This is a genomic window from Falsiroseomonas algicola, assembly GCF_011040385.1.
Taxonomy (GTDB): domain Bacteria; phylum Pseudomonadota; class Alphaproteobacteria; order Acetobacterales; family Acetobacteraceae; genus Falsiroseomonas; species Falsiroseomonas algicola.
Genome location: NZ_JAAIKB010000017.1, coordinates 74113 through 92340 on the forward strand (window position 1 = coordinate 74113; position 18228 = coordinate 92340).

At 70.4% G+C, this 18228-nt stretch carries 13 protein-coding genes; 10 read left to right on the forward strand and 3 right to left on the reverse strand.

Translation table 11 applies throughout. The features are described 5' to 3' along the window. The first annotated feature begins 53 nt into the window (after positions 1-53). Positions 54-917, forward strand: a complete 864-nt coding sequence (locus G3576_RS27005) for an amidohydrolase family protein (protein WP_164697597.1) — start codon at positions 54-56, stop codon at positions 915-917. After that, positions 914-2386, forward strand: coding sequence for a class I adenylate-forming enzyme family protein (locus G3576_RS27010; RefSeq protein ID WP_164697598.1), 1473 nt, complete (start codon positions 914-916; stop codon positions 2384-2386). Before G3576_RS27005 ends, G3576_RS27010 begins: the two co-directional genes overlap by 4 nt. On the opposite strand, the gene G3576_RS27015 is transcribed toward G3576_RS27010, so the two are convergent. The 3 genes from G3576_RS27015 to G3576_RS27025 form a co-directional block, all read right to left on the reverse strand. Beyond that, positions 2379-7445 carry a beta strand repeat-containing protein gene (locus G3576_RS27015; RefSeq protein WP_164697599.1) on the reverse strand — a complete coding sequence of 1689 codons (5067 nt, stop codon included), beginning with the start codon at positions 7443-7445 and terminating at the stop codon, positions 2379-2381. The genes G3576_RS27010 and G3576_RS27015 overlap by 8 nt on opposite strands. Before the next feature lie 95 nt (positions 7446-7540). Further along, positions 7541-9172 (reverse strand): gamma-glutamyltransferase family protein, encoded by a 1632-nt coding sequence (locus tag G3576_RS27020; RefSeq protein ID WP_164697600.1) that lies wholly within the window; start codon positions 9170-9172, stop codon positions 7541-7543. A gap of 90 nt (positions 9173-9262) precedes the next feature. After that, complete coding sequence (locus tag G3576_RS27025) at positions 9263-9835, reverse strand: demethoxyubiquinone hydroxylase family protein (RefSeq protein ID WP_164697601.1); 573 nt, start codon at positions 9833-9835, stop codon at positions 9263-9265. A gap of 77 nt (positions 9836-9912) precedes the next feature. Here G3576_RS27025 and G3576_RS27030 point away from each other — a divergent pair, with 77 nt between their 5' ends. From G3576_RS27030 to G3576_RS31340, 8 genes are all read left to right on the forward strand, one after another. Continuing rightward, positions 9913-10746, forward strand: a complete 834-nt coding sequence (locus G3576_RS27030; RefSeq protein WP_164697602.1) for a PaaX family transcriptional regulator C-terminal domain-containing protein — start codon at positions 9913-9915, stop codon at positions 10744-10746. A gap of 72 nt (positions 10747-10818) precedes the next feature. Continuing rightward, positions 10819-11826 (forward strand): 1,2-phenylacetyl-CoA epoxidase subunit PaaA, encoded by a 1008-nt coding sequence (gene paaA / locus G3576_RS27035; protein WP_164697603.1) that lies wholly within the window; start codon positions 10819-10821, stop codon positions 11824-11826. A 5-nt stretch (positions 11827-11831) separates the two neighbouring features. Next, a complete protein-coding gene (gene paaB / locus G3576_RS27040; protein WP_092959197.1) occupies positions 11832-12119 on the forward strand; it encodes a 1,2-phenylacetyl-CoA epoxidase subunit PaaB in 288 nt (95 codons plus the stop codon). Position 12120: 1 nt separating this feature from the next. Continuing rightward, positions 12121-12879 (forward strand): 1,2-phenylacetyl-CoA epoxidase subunit PaaC, encoded by a 759-nt coding sequence (gene paaC / locus G3576_RS27045; RefSeq protein ID WP_164697604.1) that lies wholly within the window; start codon positions 12121-12123, stop codon positions 12877-12879. Beyond that, entirely contained in the window at positions 12876-13370 is a 495-nt protein-coding gene (gene paaD, locus G3576_RS27050) for a 1,2-phenylacetyl-CoA epoxidase subunit PaaD (RefSeq protein ID WP_328729926.1), read from the forward strand. Before paaC ends, paaD begins: the two co-directional genes overlap by 4 nt. Before the next feature lie 10 nt (positions 13371-13380). Then, positions 13381-14454 carry a 1,2-phenylacetyl-CoA epoxidase subunit PaaE gene (gene paaE / locus G3576_RS27055; protein ID WP_164697606.1) on the forward strand — a complete coding sequence of 358 codons (1074 nt, stop codon included), beginning with the start codon at positions 13381-13383 and terminating at the stop codon, positions 14452-14454. A 35-nt stretch (positions 14455-14489) separates the two neighbouring features. Beyond that, the gene (locus G3576_RS27060; protein ID WP_164697607.1) at positions 14490-14927 is read left to right on the forward strand and encodes an RES family NAD+ phosphorylase; all 438 of its coding nucleotides are present in this window, start codon (positions 14490-14492) and stop codon (positions 14925-14927) included. Between the two features lie 125 nt (positions 14928-15052). Then, positions 15053-18228 (forward strand): carbohydrate-binding domain-containing protein (locus G3576_RS31340; RefSeq protein WP_207623058.1); only part of this gene is annotated, 3176 nt, incomplete at its 3' end.

Below are 18228 nucleotides of genomic sequence, written 5' to 3' on the forward strand. Positions count from 1 at the left end.
CCCGGGCGCCGGAAGCCCCGATGGGCGCGCCGGCGACAAGGAAGCCTGACCGCATGAGTGACGAGATCTGGGCCATCGATTCCGTGGTGAACATCTGGACGAAGGAAGCGCTGGCCGCGCGGCCGGATCGCACGGCGTTCTATCGCGGCAAGGTCGGCGTGGACCAGGAAACCTTCGAGGGCATCAGCCTGGAGACGATGCTGGCGCGCATGGACGCGGCGAGGATCGAGCGCGCCTTCCTCGTCGCCGCCAAGGTCGGCGTGAGGTGGCACCCCGCCTGCTACCACGTGCCCTACGAATTGGTGGCGGCGGCGGTGCGGCAATATCCCGATCGCTTCTCGGGCCTGGCGGGGCTGGACCCGACCGAGGGGATGGAGGGCGTGCGGGCGCTGGAGCGCGCGGTGAAGGAGGACGGCTTCATCGGCGCGCATTTCTACCCGCATTGGTACGAGCTGCCGCCGGACCATGCGAAGTGGTATCCGTTCTACACCAAGTGCGTCGAACTCGGCGTGCCGGTGCAGCTGCAGGTCGGGCAGAGCCTGGTCTATGATTCCAGCTACCCGCGGCGCTCCGTCGGGCGGCCGATCTGCCTGGATGCGGTGGCCTGCGACTTCCCTGAGCTGAAGATCATCGGCATCCATGTCGGCATCCCCTGGACCGACGAGATGATCGCGATGGCGTGGAAGCACCGGAACGTCTTCATCGCGGCGGATGCGCACAGCCCGAAATACTGGCCGGAGAGCTTCGTGCGCTACATCGACAGCTACGGGCAGGACAAGGTGCTGTTCGGCACGGATTTTCCGGTGCTGCAGTTCGAGCGCACACGCGCGGAGGTGGAAGGCTTGAAGCTGCGGCCTGGGCCCTTGCGGAAATTCCTGCGGGAGAATGCGCTGCGCATCTACGGGCTGGCGCCATGATGAACATCGCCGATGCGCTGGCGCATCACGCGACGGCAAGGCCCGACCAGCCCGCGCTGATCGCGGGGGATCGCGCGGTGCTGTATCGCGACCTCGATGCGCTGGTGCGGCGCTGGGCGGCGCATCTCACGGCGCTCGGGCTGAGGCAGGGCGAGGTGCTGGGCATCGCGCTGCGCGACAGCATGGAGCATGTGCTGGCGCTGTGGGGCGCGGCGCGGATGGGCGCGGTGGCGCTGCCGCTGGATTGGCGCTGGACGGCCGGGGAGCAGCAGGCGGTGGCGCTGCGATTCCGCGCGAAGCTGGTGCTGGTGGAACCGGAGGCGCCGGCGCTGGAGGGCCTGCGCTGCGTGACGATGGATGCGGGGTTCACGGAGAGCGTGGCGGCGACGCCGGCCGACCTGGCCTTCCCCAGCGGGCGCGACTGCGGCGCCATGCCGCTGCTGATGTCGCTGTCGTCGGGCACGACAGGACGGCCCAAGGGGCCGGTGGTAACGCATGAGCAGTTCCTGCGCCGCTTCTGGACGCATTGGATCGACCTCGGCCTCAACAGCCGGGAGGTCTATGTCTCCGCGACACCGCTCTATTTCGGCGGCGGGCGCACCTTCACCATGTCGCTGATGTTCAGCGGCGGCACGGCGGTGCTGTTTCCGCCGCCCTACAAGCCGCATGAACTGGCCGCCGAGATCGCGAAGCGCCAGGCGACCTCGGCCTTCCTGGTGCCGACGCTGCTGCGGCGGCTGCTGGACCTGTCGGCGGAGGAGGCCGCGCCGCTGCGGCGCATGAGGCTGCTGCTGTCATCGGGCGCGCCGCTGCATCCGTGGGAACGCAAGGCGATCCGCGACCGGCTCTGCGCCGGCTTCCATGAGTACTACGCCAGCACGGAAGGGGGCGGCATCTCGCTGCTGCGGCCGGAGGATATCGAGGCGCATGAGGCGAGCGTGGGCCGCGCCGTCTTCGGCGTGGAGATCGCGGTGTTCGACGATGCGATGAACCGCCTTCCGGCGGGCGAGGTCGGCCGCATCGGCTATCGCGGGCCCGGCGTCGCCACGGGGTTCTTCGAGGATCCGGAAGCGGATGCGGAGGTCTTCCACCAGGGCTGGTTCCTGCCCGGCGACCTCGCCTCGGTCGACTCCTCCGGCTACGTCACGCTGAAGGGGCGGAAGAAGGACATGATCATCCGCGGCGGCGTGAACATCTACCCGCCGGAGATCGAGAGCGTGCTGCTGTCGGACCCGCGGATCGCGGAGGCGGCGGTGGTGGGCTTTCCCTCCGACGCCATGGGCGAGGAGGTGGCGGCCTTCGTCGTGCCGAGGCCGGGCGAGACACCCTCGGCCGAGAGCCTGGAGGCGCTCTGCCGCGCGCGGCTCGCGCCCTACAAGGTGCCGAAGCGCATGGAGCTGATCGCCGACCTGCCGCGCAACAGCAGCGGCAAGACGGTGAAGGCGGAGCTGGCGAAGCGGCTCATATGAAGCTGATGTCGAGGAAGTCGGGCAGCGCACCGTAGATCCGCGCCAGCACGATCTCGTCCCCGCTGCGCGCGACACCATCGGCATCGAAGACCAGGTCGCGGCCCACCATCGCGACCGTCCACACGCCGCCGCGGCCATAGCCGAAACGCGCCTCCGTCAGCCCGCCCAGGTCGATGAAGAGGTCGCGGCCGGGGTCGAGGCTGTCGCGGTCCAGCAGGATTCGGTCGGTCTCGTCAAAGTCGGCGATGCGGTCATGGCCGCCGAAGTCGCCGAGCAGGAAGGCATCGGCCCCGGCCTCACCGCGCAGCGTGTTGTTGCCGGTTCCGCCGGTCAGCGTATCGGCGCCCTCGCCGCCCATCAGGTGGTCGTGCCCGCCATCGCCATCGAGGCTGTCCGCGCCTTCCCGCCCCGCGATGGTGTCGTTGCCGTCGCGGCCCTGCAGGATGTTGTCGGCGGCATTGCCGGTGATGGCGTTGTCGCCGGCATTGCCCGTGCCGCTGGCGGCGCTGCCGAGCAGGATGAGCCTTTCCACATTGGCGGAGAGGGTGACGCCGACGGTGGCGCGCACCAGGTCGTTGCCGCGACCGACGCCTTCCTCGATGAAGGTGCCGGCGTGGTTGACGAGGTAGGTGTCGTCACCCTCCCCGCCCCGCAGAAGATCGCCGCCGCCGCGTCCATCCAGCAGATCCTTGCCCGCGCCGCCTTCCAGCGTCTCCGCCGCGCTGCTGCCGAGGATCGTGTCCGCACCCTCGCCGCCCTCCACGCGTTCGAAGAAGCGGAGCGTCGCGGATTGGCCGGCGCGGGTGACGGTGGTGGCGGCAAGGTCGATGCGCGCGGCGACGGCATCATCGCGGAGCGAGAAGGTGTCGATGCCGCTGCCGGCATCGTAGAGCTCGCCGGCCTCCAGCCCCGCGGCGAGGATGAGGTCCGAACCCTCCCCGCCCCGCAGCGTGTCGCGGCCGAGGAAGCCTTCGAGCGTATCGGCGGCGCCATTGCCTTCCAGCCGGTCATTGCCGATGCCGCCCGCCAGGCTGTCCCGCCCGGTGCCGCCATGGAGCGAATCATCGCCCGCGCCGCCTTCCGCCACGAAGGCGATGCCGCTGGTCGCGGCCAGAAGCCGGTCGGAAGCACCGCCGAATAGCAGCGTGGCGGCTTCGAAGCCGCGCGCCATGCCGGGGCCGAAGCGCAGCAGCCCCGCGGCATCGGCGGTGACGGTGGCGCCACGCGCGGCGGAGAGGTCGAGAAGCAGCGAGTCGAAGCCGATGCCGCCGCCACCGCGCAGGTCATGCGCGCGCAGGCCTGCCACGAAGATCTCGTCGCCGCCGGTGCCGCCCACGAATTGCAGCACCTCCACCCCCGTGACGCTGCCGCCATCGACAAGCGGCGTGGTGGCATCGGGGTCGAGGAGGTTGACGCTGTAGCCGAAGAGGGAGGTGCCGCGGTCGAGCACCAGGCGATCCATGCCATCGCCGCCCGCGATGCGGGATGGCGCATCGGCCACCAGCGTGTCGTCGCCCTCGCCGCCGAGCAGCGTATCGGCCAGCATGCCGGGCAGGGTGAAGTCCCCGCCGCCGAAGCCGCCACCGGTATCGACCAGCGCGAAGGTCGCGACGACCGCGCCGCCGCCATTCGCCACCAGGCGGTCGCCGCGTTCCCCGCCCTCGAGAAGATCGGCGCCGCTGCCGCCGACCAGCGTATCGCCGCCATCGCCGCCGAGGAGCGCATCGGCGAGCGCCGCGCCCTCGATCGAATCGGCGCCGCGGCCGCCTTCCAGCCGATCCGCGTGGAAGCCGCCGATCAGCGTGTCGTTGAAGATGCCGCCGGTAACGTCGACGCCCTCCGCCGCGCCGGTGCCGATGTAGCGCAGCCGTTCCACATTCGCGATGCGGGAACCGTCGGTGAAGAAGGTCTCGTTCTCGTTGGTCGTCTCGTCGCCGTCATCGGCATCGAGCGGCGCCATGGCGAGGATCAGGGGCGCGCCGCGCCCGGCATCGATCCAGAGCGTGTCGTCCCCCGCGCCGCCATCCACCAGGTCGCCACCGGCCGACCAGATGATGCGGTCATTGCCGCCCTCCCCGAACAGCGCGTCGCGCCCGAGGCCGCCATCGATCTGGTCATTGCCGAGGCCGCCATAGAGGCGATCGCCGAAGCCCGCCGGGCTGCCGCGGGGCACGCTGAGCGGGATGACGGCGTCGCCGCCCTTGATGACGTCGTTCCCCGCGCCGCCGCGGAAGGTCAGGCGCTCGAACCCCTTGAAGGCGGTGATGCCGTTCGCGCCGTTGATGTAGGTGAAGTCGTCATTGCCGTACCAGTCGGCGATGAGCAGCTTGCCGAGATTGTCGGAGAGGTCGAGCGCCAGGCGGTCATCACCCTCCCCGCCCAGCATCGTGTCCGCGGCCTGGCCGCGCAGCGCCTGGACCAGGTCGTCGCCGCTGCCGCCATCCACCTGGTCCTTGCCCGCGCCGCCATCCAGCGTGTCCCCGCCGCCCGATCCCATCAGCGCATCGGCATGCACGCCACCCGTCACCTGGTCCGCCGCGCCGCCGCCGGTCCAGTCGATCCGCTCCACCCCCGCGATGGTGGTGCCGTTGCTCAGCACCTGGGTCTCGTTGGCCTTGAAGGTGAACTGCCAGGAGGCCGGCGTGCCGAGGCGCGTGGTGGAGGGGGCGACGATGATGGCGAGGTCATCGCCCGCGCCGCCATCGACGCTGTCGATCCCGGCCGAGGCGATGATGTCGTTGCCGCCGCCGGCATAGAGGCGGTTGCGGCCTGCGCCGCCGCCCAGCAGGTCATCGCCGAGGCCCGTGCGGATGATGTCGTCGCCATTGCCGCCGGCGATGATGTCCTTGCCGGTGGCGAGGATGCCGCTGTCGAAGTCCAGGCGTTCGAAGTTGCGCGCGACTGTGCCGGTGCCGAAGGTCATCTCCGGCTGCATGGTGAGGAAGATGGGCTTGGAGGAGGCGACGCCGGGACCGCGATAGACCAGCGTGTCGCGCCCCTCCCCGCCATCCAGCACATCGGCATTGGCGCTGCCGACATCGTCGAAGGCGAGGACGGTATCGGCGCCGGCGCCGCCCAGCACGGTGTCGGGACCGGTGGTCCCGTTCAGCGAATCATCGCCCGCGCCGCCATCGATGCTGTCGCCGAAGGCGCCGCCCACGATCGTGTCGGCGCCGAAGCCGGTGGCGATGTCGAGCTTCTCGATCGATTTCAGCACGGTGCCATCGGGCAGGATGACGGTCTCTCCGGCCGTCACGGAGAAGTTCGCCAGCGCACCGCGGCGGACCACCACGGCGCGGTCCTGGCCCGCACCGCCATCCAGCGTATCGGCGCCGCCATCGGCTCCGCCGGCATAGAGCAGGTCGTGGCCGGAGCCACCCCTCAGCAGGTCGCTGCCGCTGGCGCCGGTGCCGAGGTCGCCCCCCGTGATGACGTCGTTGCCATTCTGGCCATCGATCGTGTCGTTGCCGGCGCCGCCCGTGATGATGTCGTCGCCCGGCACGGCGATGCCGGGCGCGTTGTAGCCCTTGTAGAAATCAGGCGGCAGGCCGGGCCCGATATCGCCGTAGATGAGATCGTTGCCCTGGCCGCCATTCAGCAGGTCCCCGGCGCCGAAGCCCGCCAGCGTGTCGTTGCCGGTATTGCCGAAGATGTTGTTGAAGATCTTCGATCCGCCGATGCGGTCATCGCCCGCCATCGCGTCCAGCGCCACCTGGTCATCCGTCAGCTGCAGCGTGTTCGGGGCGTCATCGGCCACCACGTCGTTCTGGTAATGGACGGTGTAGGTGGCCTGCGCGCCGATCACGCCATCCGTCGTATCGGTGCCATCCAGCACCACGTCGCGCGATGCCTCGTAGAGCCAGAGCGGCTCCGTGGACCAGCCATCGGCGTCGGGGACGAAGAAGTGGACCAGCGGGCCGATGGAGACGTCGAAATCCTTGAAGCGCGTGTTGCGCAGGCCGATTTCCATCGCGGACACTTCCATGTTCGCGGTGACCTGGATGCCGAGCCGCGTGCTGTATTCGCCATGGGCGGTGTAGGTGACCGTGGCATCGACGTCGCCCTGGCCCATCGGCGTGTCGATGACGAACTGGTCGCCGAGCACGCCCGTCGCGTGCTGGCCGAGGCTGGTGTCGAGGGTGAGCTGGATGCCTTCGAGGTGGAACTCCACCTCCTGCACCAGGCGGACCGTGACGTTGGTCTCGATCTCCAGCACCGTCCAGTATAGCTGCGTCTTGGGGCCCGCGAGGTCGAGCGTGCCGGACAGCACCTTGGCGGCGGGGAAGAGGTTGGCCAGGAACTTGGCCATGGAGAAGGTGGCGTCGAGGAAGGCGGGGCCCTGGCCGCTGCGCATCAGGGAGGGGAAGAGCCCGTCCCCGAAGCTGACGCCGCCGTATTCGTTCGGCGCCTCCGGCACCGTCAGCTTGTTGATGTCGATCGGGAAGGTCCCGAGGTCGAGGTCGAGCGATTCGCCGGTGACCAGGCTGAAGATGGTCGCGCGACCATCCGGGATATCGACCAGCGGGATGTCGAGGTTGGAGATGATGTCGATCTCGCCCACCCAGAGATCGGCGGAGAGGTCGATGTCGCGCACCCCGGCCTGCAGGCCATAGACGAAATCGACCGAGAGGCTCGACTGGCTGGTGGGGGCGACGAAGGGCATGTCGCCGGTGACGAAGGTGAGGCTGGGCGCCAGGATCGGGTTGGCGTTCTGGTATTGCGCCAGCGGCGTCTGGTCTTCGGCATTGGGCGGCGGGATGTAGGGGTCCGCGCGTTCGCCAACCCATTCGGTGAAGCCGTTGGCGTGGTCCTCCATCACGTAGTCGATGCCGAAGCTGCCGGCATCCCAGGTGGCGGTGACCTCGATGCCGAGCTGCCCATGGGCGTAGAGGGTGGCGCCGGCATCGATGACGGGGACGGGGATGCCGAAGCTGTCCTCCGTCAGCCGCTGTTCGAAATCGATGCGGGCGACCAGGTCGTCCCACACCAGGTTCCCCTTGGCCGGCCCCTCCAGCCCCAGGGCGTTGATGTCGCGGGTCTGGAGGGTGAGCTGGGTCATCGGTCAGGCCTTGGGCGTCGCGATCCCAGGCAAGCATGGCAGGCGGACGGAACGGTGTTTCCTCGTTTCGTCCCGGTTTCGTGCTGCTTCGCGGTTCAGGCGACGCCGATGGCAAGGCCATCCCGCTGCGGATCGGCGCCGCCGGCCAGCACGCCGTCCCAGAGGGAGATACCGTGCGGGGCGGCGAAGGGGTAGGAGTGGTAGTTGCGGCGCACGGTTTCGCCCGCCGCAACGAGGTCGCGTTCCACCGCGCGGGGGATGCGGTTGCCGATGTCGATGGCGGGGCCGGTGGCGGCGAAGCGGGGGGCCTGCACGGCTTCCTGCATCCCCATGCCGAAATCGAGCACGTTCACCAGCACCTGCAGGATGGCGATGCCGATCCAGGCGCCGCCGGGGGCGCCCAGCGTCATCACCGGGCGGCCGTCCTGGAAGACGATGGTGGGGGTCATGGAGGAGAAGCGCTTCTTGCCCGGCGCGATGGAGCCCGCGCGGCCGGGGCGCGGGTCGTACCAGTTCATCGCGCCGTTCAGCATGAAGCCGGTGCCGGGCGGGATGACGCCGGAGGGAACGCCGAGCGTGTGGGTGAGCGAGGCGACGAGGCCCGATGCATCGACGCAGGAGATCGTCGTCGTGTCCTTGGCCGTCGCCGTCACGCGGGTCGGCGCGGCCGCCAGCCCATCGCGGATGCGGGCGGCGCAGTCATCGGCATAGGCGTCGGAGAGCAGGTGGTCGAGCGGCGGCGGCTGGGTGGCGGGGTCGCCGATGTGATCCTCCCGGTCCTTCAGCGCGATGCGCATGGCCGCCGAGAGGGTGCGGATGAAGGCCGGGCTGTTGTGGCCCTGGGCCACCAGGTCGAAGCGTTCGAGGATGCGCAGCATCTCCGCCACCACGATGCCGCCGGCGGGCGGGGGCGGGAGGGAGATGTCGAAGCCGCGGTAGCGCACGACCAGCGGCGCGGCTTCGGTGACCTTGAAGCCGGCGAGGTCGGCGGCGGAGAGCAGGCCGCCATTCGCGGCCATGTTGTCCAGGATCACGCGGGCGAGGTCGCCGGTGTAGAAGCTCTCGACGCCATCGGCCGCGATGCCGGCGAGGGTGCGGGCGAGGGCCGGGTTGCGGACGGGGTCGCCCGGGCGTTTCGGCGAGCCGTCCGGCCGGCAGTAGAGCGCGGCGCCCTCGGCCGTGAAGGCGAGTTTCCGGACGTAGTCTAGGCGGCCATAGGCGGCCTCGTTCGCCGTGAACATGGTGTGGACGTGGGGGCGGATGATCCAGCCTTCCGCGGCGAAGCCGATGGCGGGGCCGAACAGGTCCTTCCAGGCAAGTTTCCCAAAGCGGGCATGGGCTTCGGCGAAGAGGCGGAGGATACCCGGCGTCGTGACGGCGCGGTGGCCGACCTCGTTGGCGCGGTCGGCCAGGATGAAGCCGTAGCCATCGGCGCATTCGCGCTGGAAGGTCGCTTCCCACATGGTGGGGGTGCAGGCGCCGGGGCAGGTGGAGAGGCCGTCCAGCACCGTCGTGCGGCCCGTGGCGGGGTCGTGCAGCTGCAGGATGCCGAGGCCGCCGATGCCGGACATCATGGGGTCCACGACGCCCTGCGTCAGGGCGCAGGCCAGCAGCGCGTCGATGGCGTTGCCGCCGGCGGCGAGGATGCTGGCGCCGGCCTCCGCCGCTTCGGGCTGCGGCGCCACGATCATGGCGCGGGCTGCGGGCAGTTTGCTGGTCGGCCTCATGGCGATCCCCTCTGAGGATCGCATAGTGCCGGCGGGGCCCGGGGGGCGCCACGCCCCCCGGCGGAGCGCGAGGCAGAGCCTCGCACTTTTTCAGATGCGGCGCGCCGCCTGCACCGCCGCCGCGGACCCGTTCCCGACCAGCCACGCCCAGGCGCGGAGCAGCGCGCCGGCCGGCGCCGTCGCCGCGTCGCGGGCCTCGTCCCGGTGGTGGACTTCCTCGGCCTGGCAATGGGCCAGCAGGGCGCGGATTTCCGGATGGATGCTTTCGGCGTCCAGCCGGTCGATCTGCTGCTGGTAGTGGTGATCGACGAAGGTCTCCACCGCGTCGATCGTCGCATAGACGGCGCGGGGGCCGAAGAGGCCGGGCAGCGCGCCGGTCAGCCAGCCAGCGACGCGCCAGATGGGCAGCAGGCGGCTGTGCTGATGCGCGGGCAGCAGCAGGTTCAGCAGGTCGAGGTGGCCCTGTTCCGTCGCCATGTGGCGGCGGGCGAAATCGACCACGCCGGGGTCGCGGCAGGTGGCCAGGATGCCGCGATAGATCATGACCGCGCCCGTCTCCCCCGCATGGTCGGAGCGGAGTTCGCCCACCAGCCAGTCCGGCAGCGGCGGCAGGGTGGAGAGGATCGGCGCCGTGTAGGCGGGGGGGCGTCGGTCATGGGTCATGGCGGCGCGGATGTGGTTCCTGCCCCGGATCGGGGCAAGTGTTGCAGGGCGGGCATGGCGGACGCAGTCTGCGCGCCATGCCCGAACCCTCCGCCCTGGAAGCGCTGACGCAGCGCCTCGGCCCGCCGCGCATCGCGAGCCTGATCGTGACGATCTGGGGGGATGCGGTGGCGCCGCGGGGGGGCTCGCTATGGCTGGGGTCGCTGCAGGCGATCCTCGACCGGTTCGGCTGCAATCCCGGCCAGGTGCGCACCGCGATGTCGCGGCTGACGGAGGAGGGGTGGCTGGCGCGCAACCGCGTCGGCCGGAATTCCTTCTACCGGCTGGGGCCGCGCGGGGAGGCCGCCTTCGGCGCGGCGGCGCGGCGCATCTACCGGCTTGATCCGCCGGCGTGGGACGGGCGCTTCCGCCTGGCGATGACGGGCGATCCCGCGGTGGTGGAGGCGCTGGTGGCGAGCCAGTTCGGCCAGGCGGCGCCGGGGCTCTGGGTGGGGCTGCGGGGGGAGGTGGCGGCGTTGCCGGCGGCGGCCACGGTGCTGATGGCGGAGCCGCGCAGCCTCGGGGAGGCGCGGGACCTGGCGGCGCGGGGCTGGGCGCTGGAGACGATCGCCGCGGCGCATGAGCGGTTCCTGGCGGCCTTCGCGCCGCTGGAGCGGGTGGTGCCCGAGGCGGCGGAGGCGCTGCCGCTGCGCCTGCTGCTGGTGCATGAATGGCGCCGCATCGCGCTGCGCGACCCCGCCTTGCCGGAGGCGCTGCTGCCGGAGGCCTGGCCGGGGCATGTGGCGGCACGGCTGGCGGCCCGGCTCTATGCGCGGCTGCTGCCGGCGTCGGAGGCCTGGCTGGATGCGGAGGGCCGGGCCGAGGCGGGCGCGCTGCCGGCGGCGGAGATGGCGGGGCGCTTCGGGCTCTGACGTGTTACGGCATTGATGCTTTACTTGCGGGTATCTGTGACATAACCTCCGACCCAACAGGAGGAGGCGCCGGTGTACACCCAGGCCCTGAACCAGAAGGATGTGGCCCCCGCCGCGGGTCCGGCGGAGGATCCCGAGCGCTTGGCGCGGTTCGAGGCGCGGGTCGCGGCCGAGGACAAGATCGAGCCGAATGACTGGATGCCGGCGGCCTATCGCCGGACGCTGACGCGGCAGATCAGCCAGCACGCGCATAGCGAGATCGTCGGCATGCTGCCGGAGGGCAACTGGATCACGCGCGCGCCGAGCCTGCGCCGCAAGGCCGCGCTGCTGGCCAAGGTGCAGGATGAGGGCGGGCACGGGCTGTATCTGTATGCGGCGGCGGAGACGCTCGGCACGAGCCGCGAGGAGCTGGTCGATCAGCTGCTGTCGGGCAAAGCGAAGTATTCCTCGATCTTCAACTACCCGACGCTGACATGGGCCGATATCGGCGCGATCGGCTGGCTGGTGGATGGCGCGGCGATCATGAACCAGATCCCGCTCTGCCGGACGAGCTACGGCCCCTATGCCCGCGCCATGGTGCGCATCTGCAAGGAGGAAAGCTTCCACCAGCGCCAGGGCTACGAGATCATGCTGACGCTCGCGCGCGGCACGGAGGCGCAGAAGGCGATGGCGCAGGATGCGCTGGATCGCTGGTGGTGGCCCTCGCTCATGATGTTCGGGCCGCCGGATGCCGAGAGCGCGCATACCGACCAGTCCATGCGCTGGAAGATCAAGCGCTTCACCAATGACGCGCTGCGCCAGCAATTCGTCGATGCGACGGTGCCGCAGGGGCATTTTCTTCAGTTGAGCTTCCCTGACCCGGAGCTTCGGTACGACGAGGAAGCGGGGCATTGGCGCTACGGCGCGATCGACTGGGAGGAATTCCGGCAGGTGCTGGCGGGGAACGGGCCCTGCAACCGGGAGAGGCTGGAGGCGCGCCGCCGCGCCCATGCGGAGGGCGCCTGGGTGCGGGAGGCGGCGCTGGCGCATGCCGCCAAGCGCCGCGCCCGCCGGGCCGCCGAGCGCCAGGCGGCGGAGTGAGCGCGATGAGCGAAACCCCCATGCCCATCTGGGAAGTTTTTGTCAGAGCCCGCGCGGGGTTGGCGCATCGGCATGCCGGCAGCGTGCATGCGGCGGATGCGGAGATGGCGCTGCAGGCGGCGCGGGATACCTACACGCGGCGCGGCGAGGGCCTGTCCTTGTGGGTCGTGCCCTCCGCCGCCATCACGGCGAGCGATCCGGCGGACCGGGACAGCCTGTTCGAGCCCACGGCCGACAAGATCTACCGGCACCCGACCTTCTACGAGGTGCCGGACGACGTCGGGCATATGTGAGATGACGACGATCGCCGTTGCCAGCACGCCGCTGGTCGAGGCGCTGCTCGCCCGGGCGGATGACGCGCTGGTGCATGCGCATCGCCTGTCCGAATGGTGCGGCCATGCGCCGATGCTGGAGGAGGATCTGGCGCTGGCGAATGTCGCGCTGGACCTGCTCGGCCAGGCGCGGTCGCTCTACCAGTATGCCGCGGAGGTGGAGGGTGCGGGGCATAGCGAGGACGATCTCGCCTATCGCCGCGACGCGCCGCAATTCCGCAACGCGCTGATCTTCGAATTGCCGCGTGGCGACTTCGCGGAGACGATCGCGCGACTGTTCCTGGCGAGTGCGGCGATGCTGCCCTGGTGGCAGGCGGCGATGGAGTCGCCCGATGCGCGGATCGCCGCCATCTCGGCCAAGGCGGAGAAGGAGGTGACGTACCACCTGCGGCACGCCGGCGAGTGGATGATCCGGCTGGGCGACGGGACCGAGGAAAGCCATGCCCGGGTGGCGGCGGCGGTTGCGAAGTATTGGCCCTATACCGGCGAACTCTTCGAGGCCGAGCACCCGGCGGTGGCCGCGCTGCTGCCGGATCCGGCACCGCTGCGCGCCGCCTTCGACGCGACGGTTGCGCGCGTCTTCGCCGAGGCGGGGCTGGATCGGCCGCGCGATGGCTGGATGCAGAAGGGCGGGCGGCGCGGCGTGCATACCGAGCATCTCGGGCACATGCTGGCGGTGATGCAGCATCTCCAGCGCGCCTATCCCGGGGCGGTGTGGTGAGTGTCACGACGCTCGACCTCGCGCGGGTCCGGGCGATCGCGGGCGCGGTGGTGGATCCCGAGATCCCGGCGCTGAGCATCGCCGACCTTGGCGTGCTGCGGGATGTCCGTGTCGGCGACGGCGGCGTGGAGGTGGACATCACGCCGACCTATTTGGGCTGCCCCGCGATGAACGTCATCGCGTGGGAGGTCGAGGCGGCGCTCGCGCAGGCAGGCTTCGGCGATGTGCGCGTGCGGCTGGTGCTCTCGCCGGCCTGGACGACGGACTGGATGACGCAGGCGGGGCGGGATGCGCTGCGGGCCTATGGCATCGCGCCGCCGGCGGCGCGGGCGGGGCGGCGCGCGCTGTTCGGCGCGGATGACGAGACGCAATGCCCGCGCTGCGGCAGCGTGGAGACGGAGAAGCTCTCGGAATTCGGCAGCACGGCCTGCAAGGCGCTGTGGCGCTGCACCGCCTGCCGCGAACCCTTCGACCAGTTCAAATGCCTGTAGCGAGGCGCCGATGAACGCCGTGTCCACCCGCTTCCATCCGCTGCGGGTCGTCGATGTTTCCCGTGAAACAACGGATGCCGTCGCCGTCACGCTGCAGCCGCCGCCGCAGGCCGATTTCCGCTTCACGCCGGGGCAGTACCTGACCTTCCGCCGCGTCGTGGAGGGCGTGGAACAGCGACGGAGCTATTCGATCTGCTCCGGCCTCGATGACGGGACGCTGCGCGTCGGCATCAAGCGCGTTGCGGGTGGCGCCTTCTCCAGCTGGGCGGTGGACCAGCTGAAGCCGGGCGAGGTGCTGGAGGCGATGGCGCCGGAGGGGCGCTTCGGGCTGATGCCGGATGCGGCGGCGCCGCCGCGCACGGTGCTGGGCATCGCCTGCGGCAGCGGGATCACGCCGATCCTGTCGATCGCCGCCAGCCTGCTGGCGCGCGAGCCGCGCGCGCGCTTCGTGCTGCTCTACGGCAATCGCGACGCGGCGGGGATCATGTTCCGGGATGCGTTGGAGCAGCTGAAGGATCGGTACCTGTCCCGCTTCGCCGTGGTGCATGTGCTGAGCCGGGAGAAGCATGAGCTGAGCGCGCTGCATGGGCGGCTCGATGCCGCGCGGATCGCGGCGCTGTTGCCGGGGCTGGTGCCGGTCGGCGCCATCGATGCCGCCTTCCTCTGCGGGCCGGAGGGGATGGCGGAGGGCGCGCGGCAGGCGCTGGAAGGGCTCGGCCTGGACCCCGCGCGCATCCATGAGGAACGCTTCACCACCGCCGCTGGCGCGCGCCCGCGCCCTGTCGTCGCGCCGGAAGCGCCGCCGGCGGCGATGGCGACCATCACGGTGGATGGCGTGACGCGCGACGTGCCGATGGGGGAAGGCGAGACGGTGCTGGAGGCCGGGCTGCGCGCGGGGCTCGACCTGCCCTGGTCCTGCCGCGGCGGCATGTGCTGCACCTGCCGGGCGAAGGTGACGGAGGGGGAGGTCGCGATGGCGACCAACTACTCGCTGCAGCCCTGGGAGACCGAGGCCGGCTTCGTGCTGACCTGCCAGTCGCGGCCGGTCGGGGCCAGCGTCTCGGTTGATTACGACGCCAGCTAGCAACCGGCGCGGCCCGCGCGGCGTCATCGGCCGCGATGGACCAGGTGACGGGCTGGCAGATCTGCCGTGAAGGCCAGGTCGAGCTTTCCGGCGCGAAGGCGCAAGACGGGCAGCGCTGGAACAGCCCAGGGCGCGCGCTCGTCTATCTCTCCGAGCATCCGGCGCTGGCAGTGCTGGAAGCGCGCGTGCATCTCGACATGCCCTATGCCGAAGTCACGCATAACCATGTGCTGGTCCGCGTCGCGCTGCCTGCCGATGTCGAAGTGGTGGCCGCCATGCCGGAGGACCCGCGTGCCATCGGCGATGGCTGGATCGCGGGCGGGCGGAGCGCGGTGCTCTCCGTGCCTTCCATGGTGCTGCAGCAGGGTCGCAACCTGCTGCTGAACCCCGCGCACCCGCGCGCGCAGGAAGTGCGGATCGTCGCCATCACGCCCTTCCGCTTCGATGCGCGGCTGTGGGGGGGCTGCCCCTGAGCCTGCGACGGAACGATATCGCAATAAACAAGAACGTTATTCGTATACCGATGGCTCTCCGCAATTAACTCCGTGGACGGCTGCGCGCCGGACGGTTTGCACACGGGACAGGGCATCAGGCGGCGATGAGCGGGACGGTATTCGTTGCGGAATCGGAGATTTCCGTTGCGGAGAATGGCGGCTGGGTGACGCAGCGCATCCTGCGGACGGGGTCGCTCGCGAACGAGGTGACCATCACCTACGGCATCACCGCCGATACCGCGGTGGCCGGGCAGGACTTCGTCGGTGGCACCGGCACGGTGACGATGGCCGCGGGCGCCGCCGAGGTCTCGGTGCCGATCCAGATCCTGAACGACACTGCGGGCGAGGCGACGGAGGTCTTCGTCTTCTCCATCATCAATGTCGTGGGCGCCAACCTCTTCGCGCCGCGCACCTCCCGCGTCTCCATCCTGGATGACGAGACGCCGGCGCCGCCCCCGCCCGCGGAGCCGCCGCTGGTCTCGGACTACACGGTCACGCTGGTGCCCGTTGTGCGGGGGCTGGACCAGCCGCTGCGGGTGGAGTTCTCGCCCATCGATCCCGGGCTTGCCTACATCGCGGAGAAGCCTGGCGTCATCCTGGTGGCGGATACCGTGACGGGCGAGCGCAGCGTGATGCTCGACATCCGCGCGCGGGTGAACGACCACCAGGATCGCGGGCTTCTCGACATCGCGCTGCATCCGGACTTCGCCAGCAACGGCTACATCTACGCCTTCATCGTGGTCGATCCCGCGGGGACGCAGGGCCTGACCGGCAATGCCGGACCGGATGGCGATGGCAACCGCTATGCGCAGCTGCTGCGCTTCACCGCCGACGCCTCGACCGGCTTCACCACCATCGTGCCGGGCAGCGAGGTGGTGCTGCTGGGCGGTGCGGGGCGGTCGCTCGACGATATCAGCGGCCGCGGCAGGAACGACCACTCCGACCCCGCCTTCGCCGGCGCGCCGTCCTCGGAGCGCTACATCAACACGGCCGCGCCGGCGCAGACGATCGTCGGCGGGTTCAAGCAGGACTACATCAAGGTCGACTCGCTGAGCCATGCCGGCGGCGGGCTGATCTTCGGCCCGGATGGCGCGCTCTATGTCTCGACCGGCGACGGGACGTCGCCCAACTACGCCGATCCCCGGTCGCCCGACGTCGTCGACCTGGACAGCCTGTCCGGCAAGATCCTGCGCATCGATCCCCTCACCGGCGATGGGCTGCCGGACAACCCCTTCGCCACGCCGGGCATCGACCTCGACCTGAACCGCGCGAAGGTCTTCCAACTCGGGCTGCGCAATCCCTTCTCCCTCGCCTTCGACGAGGAAGGGCGGCTGTTCATGACGAACACCGGCTGGGATTCCTTCGAGATGATCATGACCGGCGGGCCAGGCGCGAATTTCGGCTGGCCCTATTTCGAAGGTGGCGATGGCGGCGTGCTGCTGCGGGCGCCGGCCTATGCAGAGCTGGCGAGTGCCGCCGGCTTCTACGATGCGGTGGCACGCGGCGAGATCACCATCACGCCCCCCTTCCGCGCCTTCGGCCATGCCAGCAGCGAGCCGGGCTTCCAGGTGCAGGCGATTACCGGCGGATCGGCCATCTACAGCGGCACGCGCTATCCCGGCGTCTTCGCGGATGATTTCTTCTTCACCGATTTCGCGGGCGGCGAGGTCTATACGGTCGATACAAGGGACCGCACCCAGGTGCAGTTCCTCTACAAGACGCAGGACGGCATCTTCGGGCCGATCGACTACGTGCAGGGCGCCGATGGCCGCATCTACTACGTGGATTTGCCGCTCGGCGAGGTCGGCTACTACGTCATCACCGATGGCGCGCCGCCGCCCCCGCCACCGCCGCGGGAGGGGAAGGAGGTCACGGTCGGCAGCGGGCCGGATGCGCTGGTGCTCCGCATCTCCCAGGACGAATGGGAGGGCGATGCGCTCTACACCGTGCGCGTCGATGGCGTGCAGATCGGCGGCACGCTGAGCGCGCAGGCCTCCCACATCGATGGGCTGTCGGATACCGTCACGGTGCGCGGCAGCTGGGGCACGGGCGGGCACACCGCGACCGTCACCTTCCTCAATGACGGCTATGGCGGCAGCAACAACGCGGACCGCAACCTCTATGTCGATGGCGCTTCCTACAACGGCGTCGTCATCCCGGGCCTCGTGGTCAACCTCTACGCCGCGGGGTCGGGGAGCTTCGGCTTCACCGACACCGGGACGGTCGAGCCGCCACCGCCCCCGCCGCCGGGCGGTTCCGTCACCATCGGCAGCGGGCCGGATGCGCTGGTGCTGCGGATCACGCAGGATGCCTGGCAGGGCGATGCGCAATACACGGTCAGCGTGGATGGGGTGCCGATCAACGGCACGCTGTCCGCCCGCGCGCTGAGGGGCAGCGGGCAGGTGGATACGGTGACGGTGCTGGGGAACTGGGCGCCCGGCAGCCACAGCGTCACGATCGACTTCCTGAATGACGCCTGGGGCGGCAGCGCGGCGGCGGACCGCAACCTCTACCTCGAGGGCGCGACCTATAACGGCGTGGCGCTGCCGGGTGCCGTCGCGGAATTCGGCACGGAGGGGCCGCAGAGCTTCGCCTTCACGGAGGCGGGCACGCCGCCGCCGCCGACGCCGGGGGCCAGCATCACCATCGGCAGCGGGCCGGATGCGCTGGTGCTGCGGATCGCGCAGGATGCCTGGCAGGGTTCGGCGCAGTACACGATCAGCGTCGATGGCGTGCCGATCAACGGCACGCTGACGGCCCAGGCCTCCCATGCCGCCGGGCAGGCGGACACCGTGACGGTGCTGGGCAACTGGTCCGCCGGCCCGCATACGCTGACGGTGAACTTCCTGAACGACGACTGGGGCGGCAGCGCCGCGACGGACCGGAACCTCTACCTGGAGGGCGCGACCTACAACGGCACCGCCGTCGCGGGCACCACGGTGATGATCGGCACGGGCGGCCCGCGCGACTTCGCCTTCACCGAAGCCGGCACGCCGCCGCCGACCGGCTTCAGCACGACCATCGGCAGCGGGCCGGATGCGCTGGTGCTGCGCATCGCCCAGGATGCCTGGCAGGGGTCGGCGCAATACACGATCAGCGTCGATGGCGTGCCGATCAACGGCACGCTGACGGCCCAGGCTTCCCACGCCGCGGGGCAGGCGGATACGGTGACGGTGCTGGGCAATTGGAGCGCCGGGCCGCACACGCTGACGGTGAACTTCCTGAACGACGACTGGGGCGGCAGCGCCGCGACGGACCGGAACCTCTACCTGGAGGGCGC

Bases quoted from the DNA above. Each gene is read 5' to 3' on its own strand.
- G3576_RS27005 (WP_164697597.1), top strand. From the start codon at position 54: ATGAGTGACGAGATCTGGGCCATCGATTCCGTGGTGAACATCTGGACG.
- G3576_RS27010 (WP_164697598.1), top strand. From the start codon at position 914: ATGATGAACATCGCCGATGCGCTGGCGCATCACGCGACGGCAAGGCCC.
- G3576_RS27015 (WP_164697599.1), bottom strand. From the start codon at position 7,445: ATGACCCAGCTCACCCTCCAGACCCGCGACATCAACGCCCTGGGGCTG.
- G3576_RS27020 (WP_164697600.1), bottom strand. From the start codon at position 9,172: ATGAGGCCGACCAGCAAACTGCCCGCAGCCCGCGCCATGATCGTGGCG.
- G3576_RS27025 (WP_164697601.1), bottom strand. From the start codon at position 9,835: ATGACCCATGACCGACGCCCCCCCGCCTACACGGCGCCGATCCTCTCC.
- G3576_RS27030 (WP_164697602.1), top strand. From the start codon at position 9,913: ATGCCCGAACCCTCCGCCCTGGAAGCGCTGACGCAGCGCCTCGGCCCG.
- paaB (WP_092959197.1), top strand. From the start codon at position 11,832: ATGAGCGAAACCCCCATGCCCATCTGGGAAGTTTTTGTCAGAGCCCGC.
- paaC (WP_164697604.1), top strand. From the start codon at position 12,121: ATGACGACGATCGCCGTTGCCAGCACGCCGCTGGTCGAGGCGCTGCTC.
- paaE (WP_164697606.1), top strand. From the start codon at position 13,381: ATGAACGCCGTGTCCACCCGCTTCCATCCGCTGCGGGTCGTCGATGTT.
- G3576_RS27060 (WP_164697607.1), top strand. From the start codon at position 14,490: ATGGACCAGGTGACGGGCTGGCAGATCTGCCGTGAAGGCCAGGTCGAG.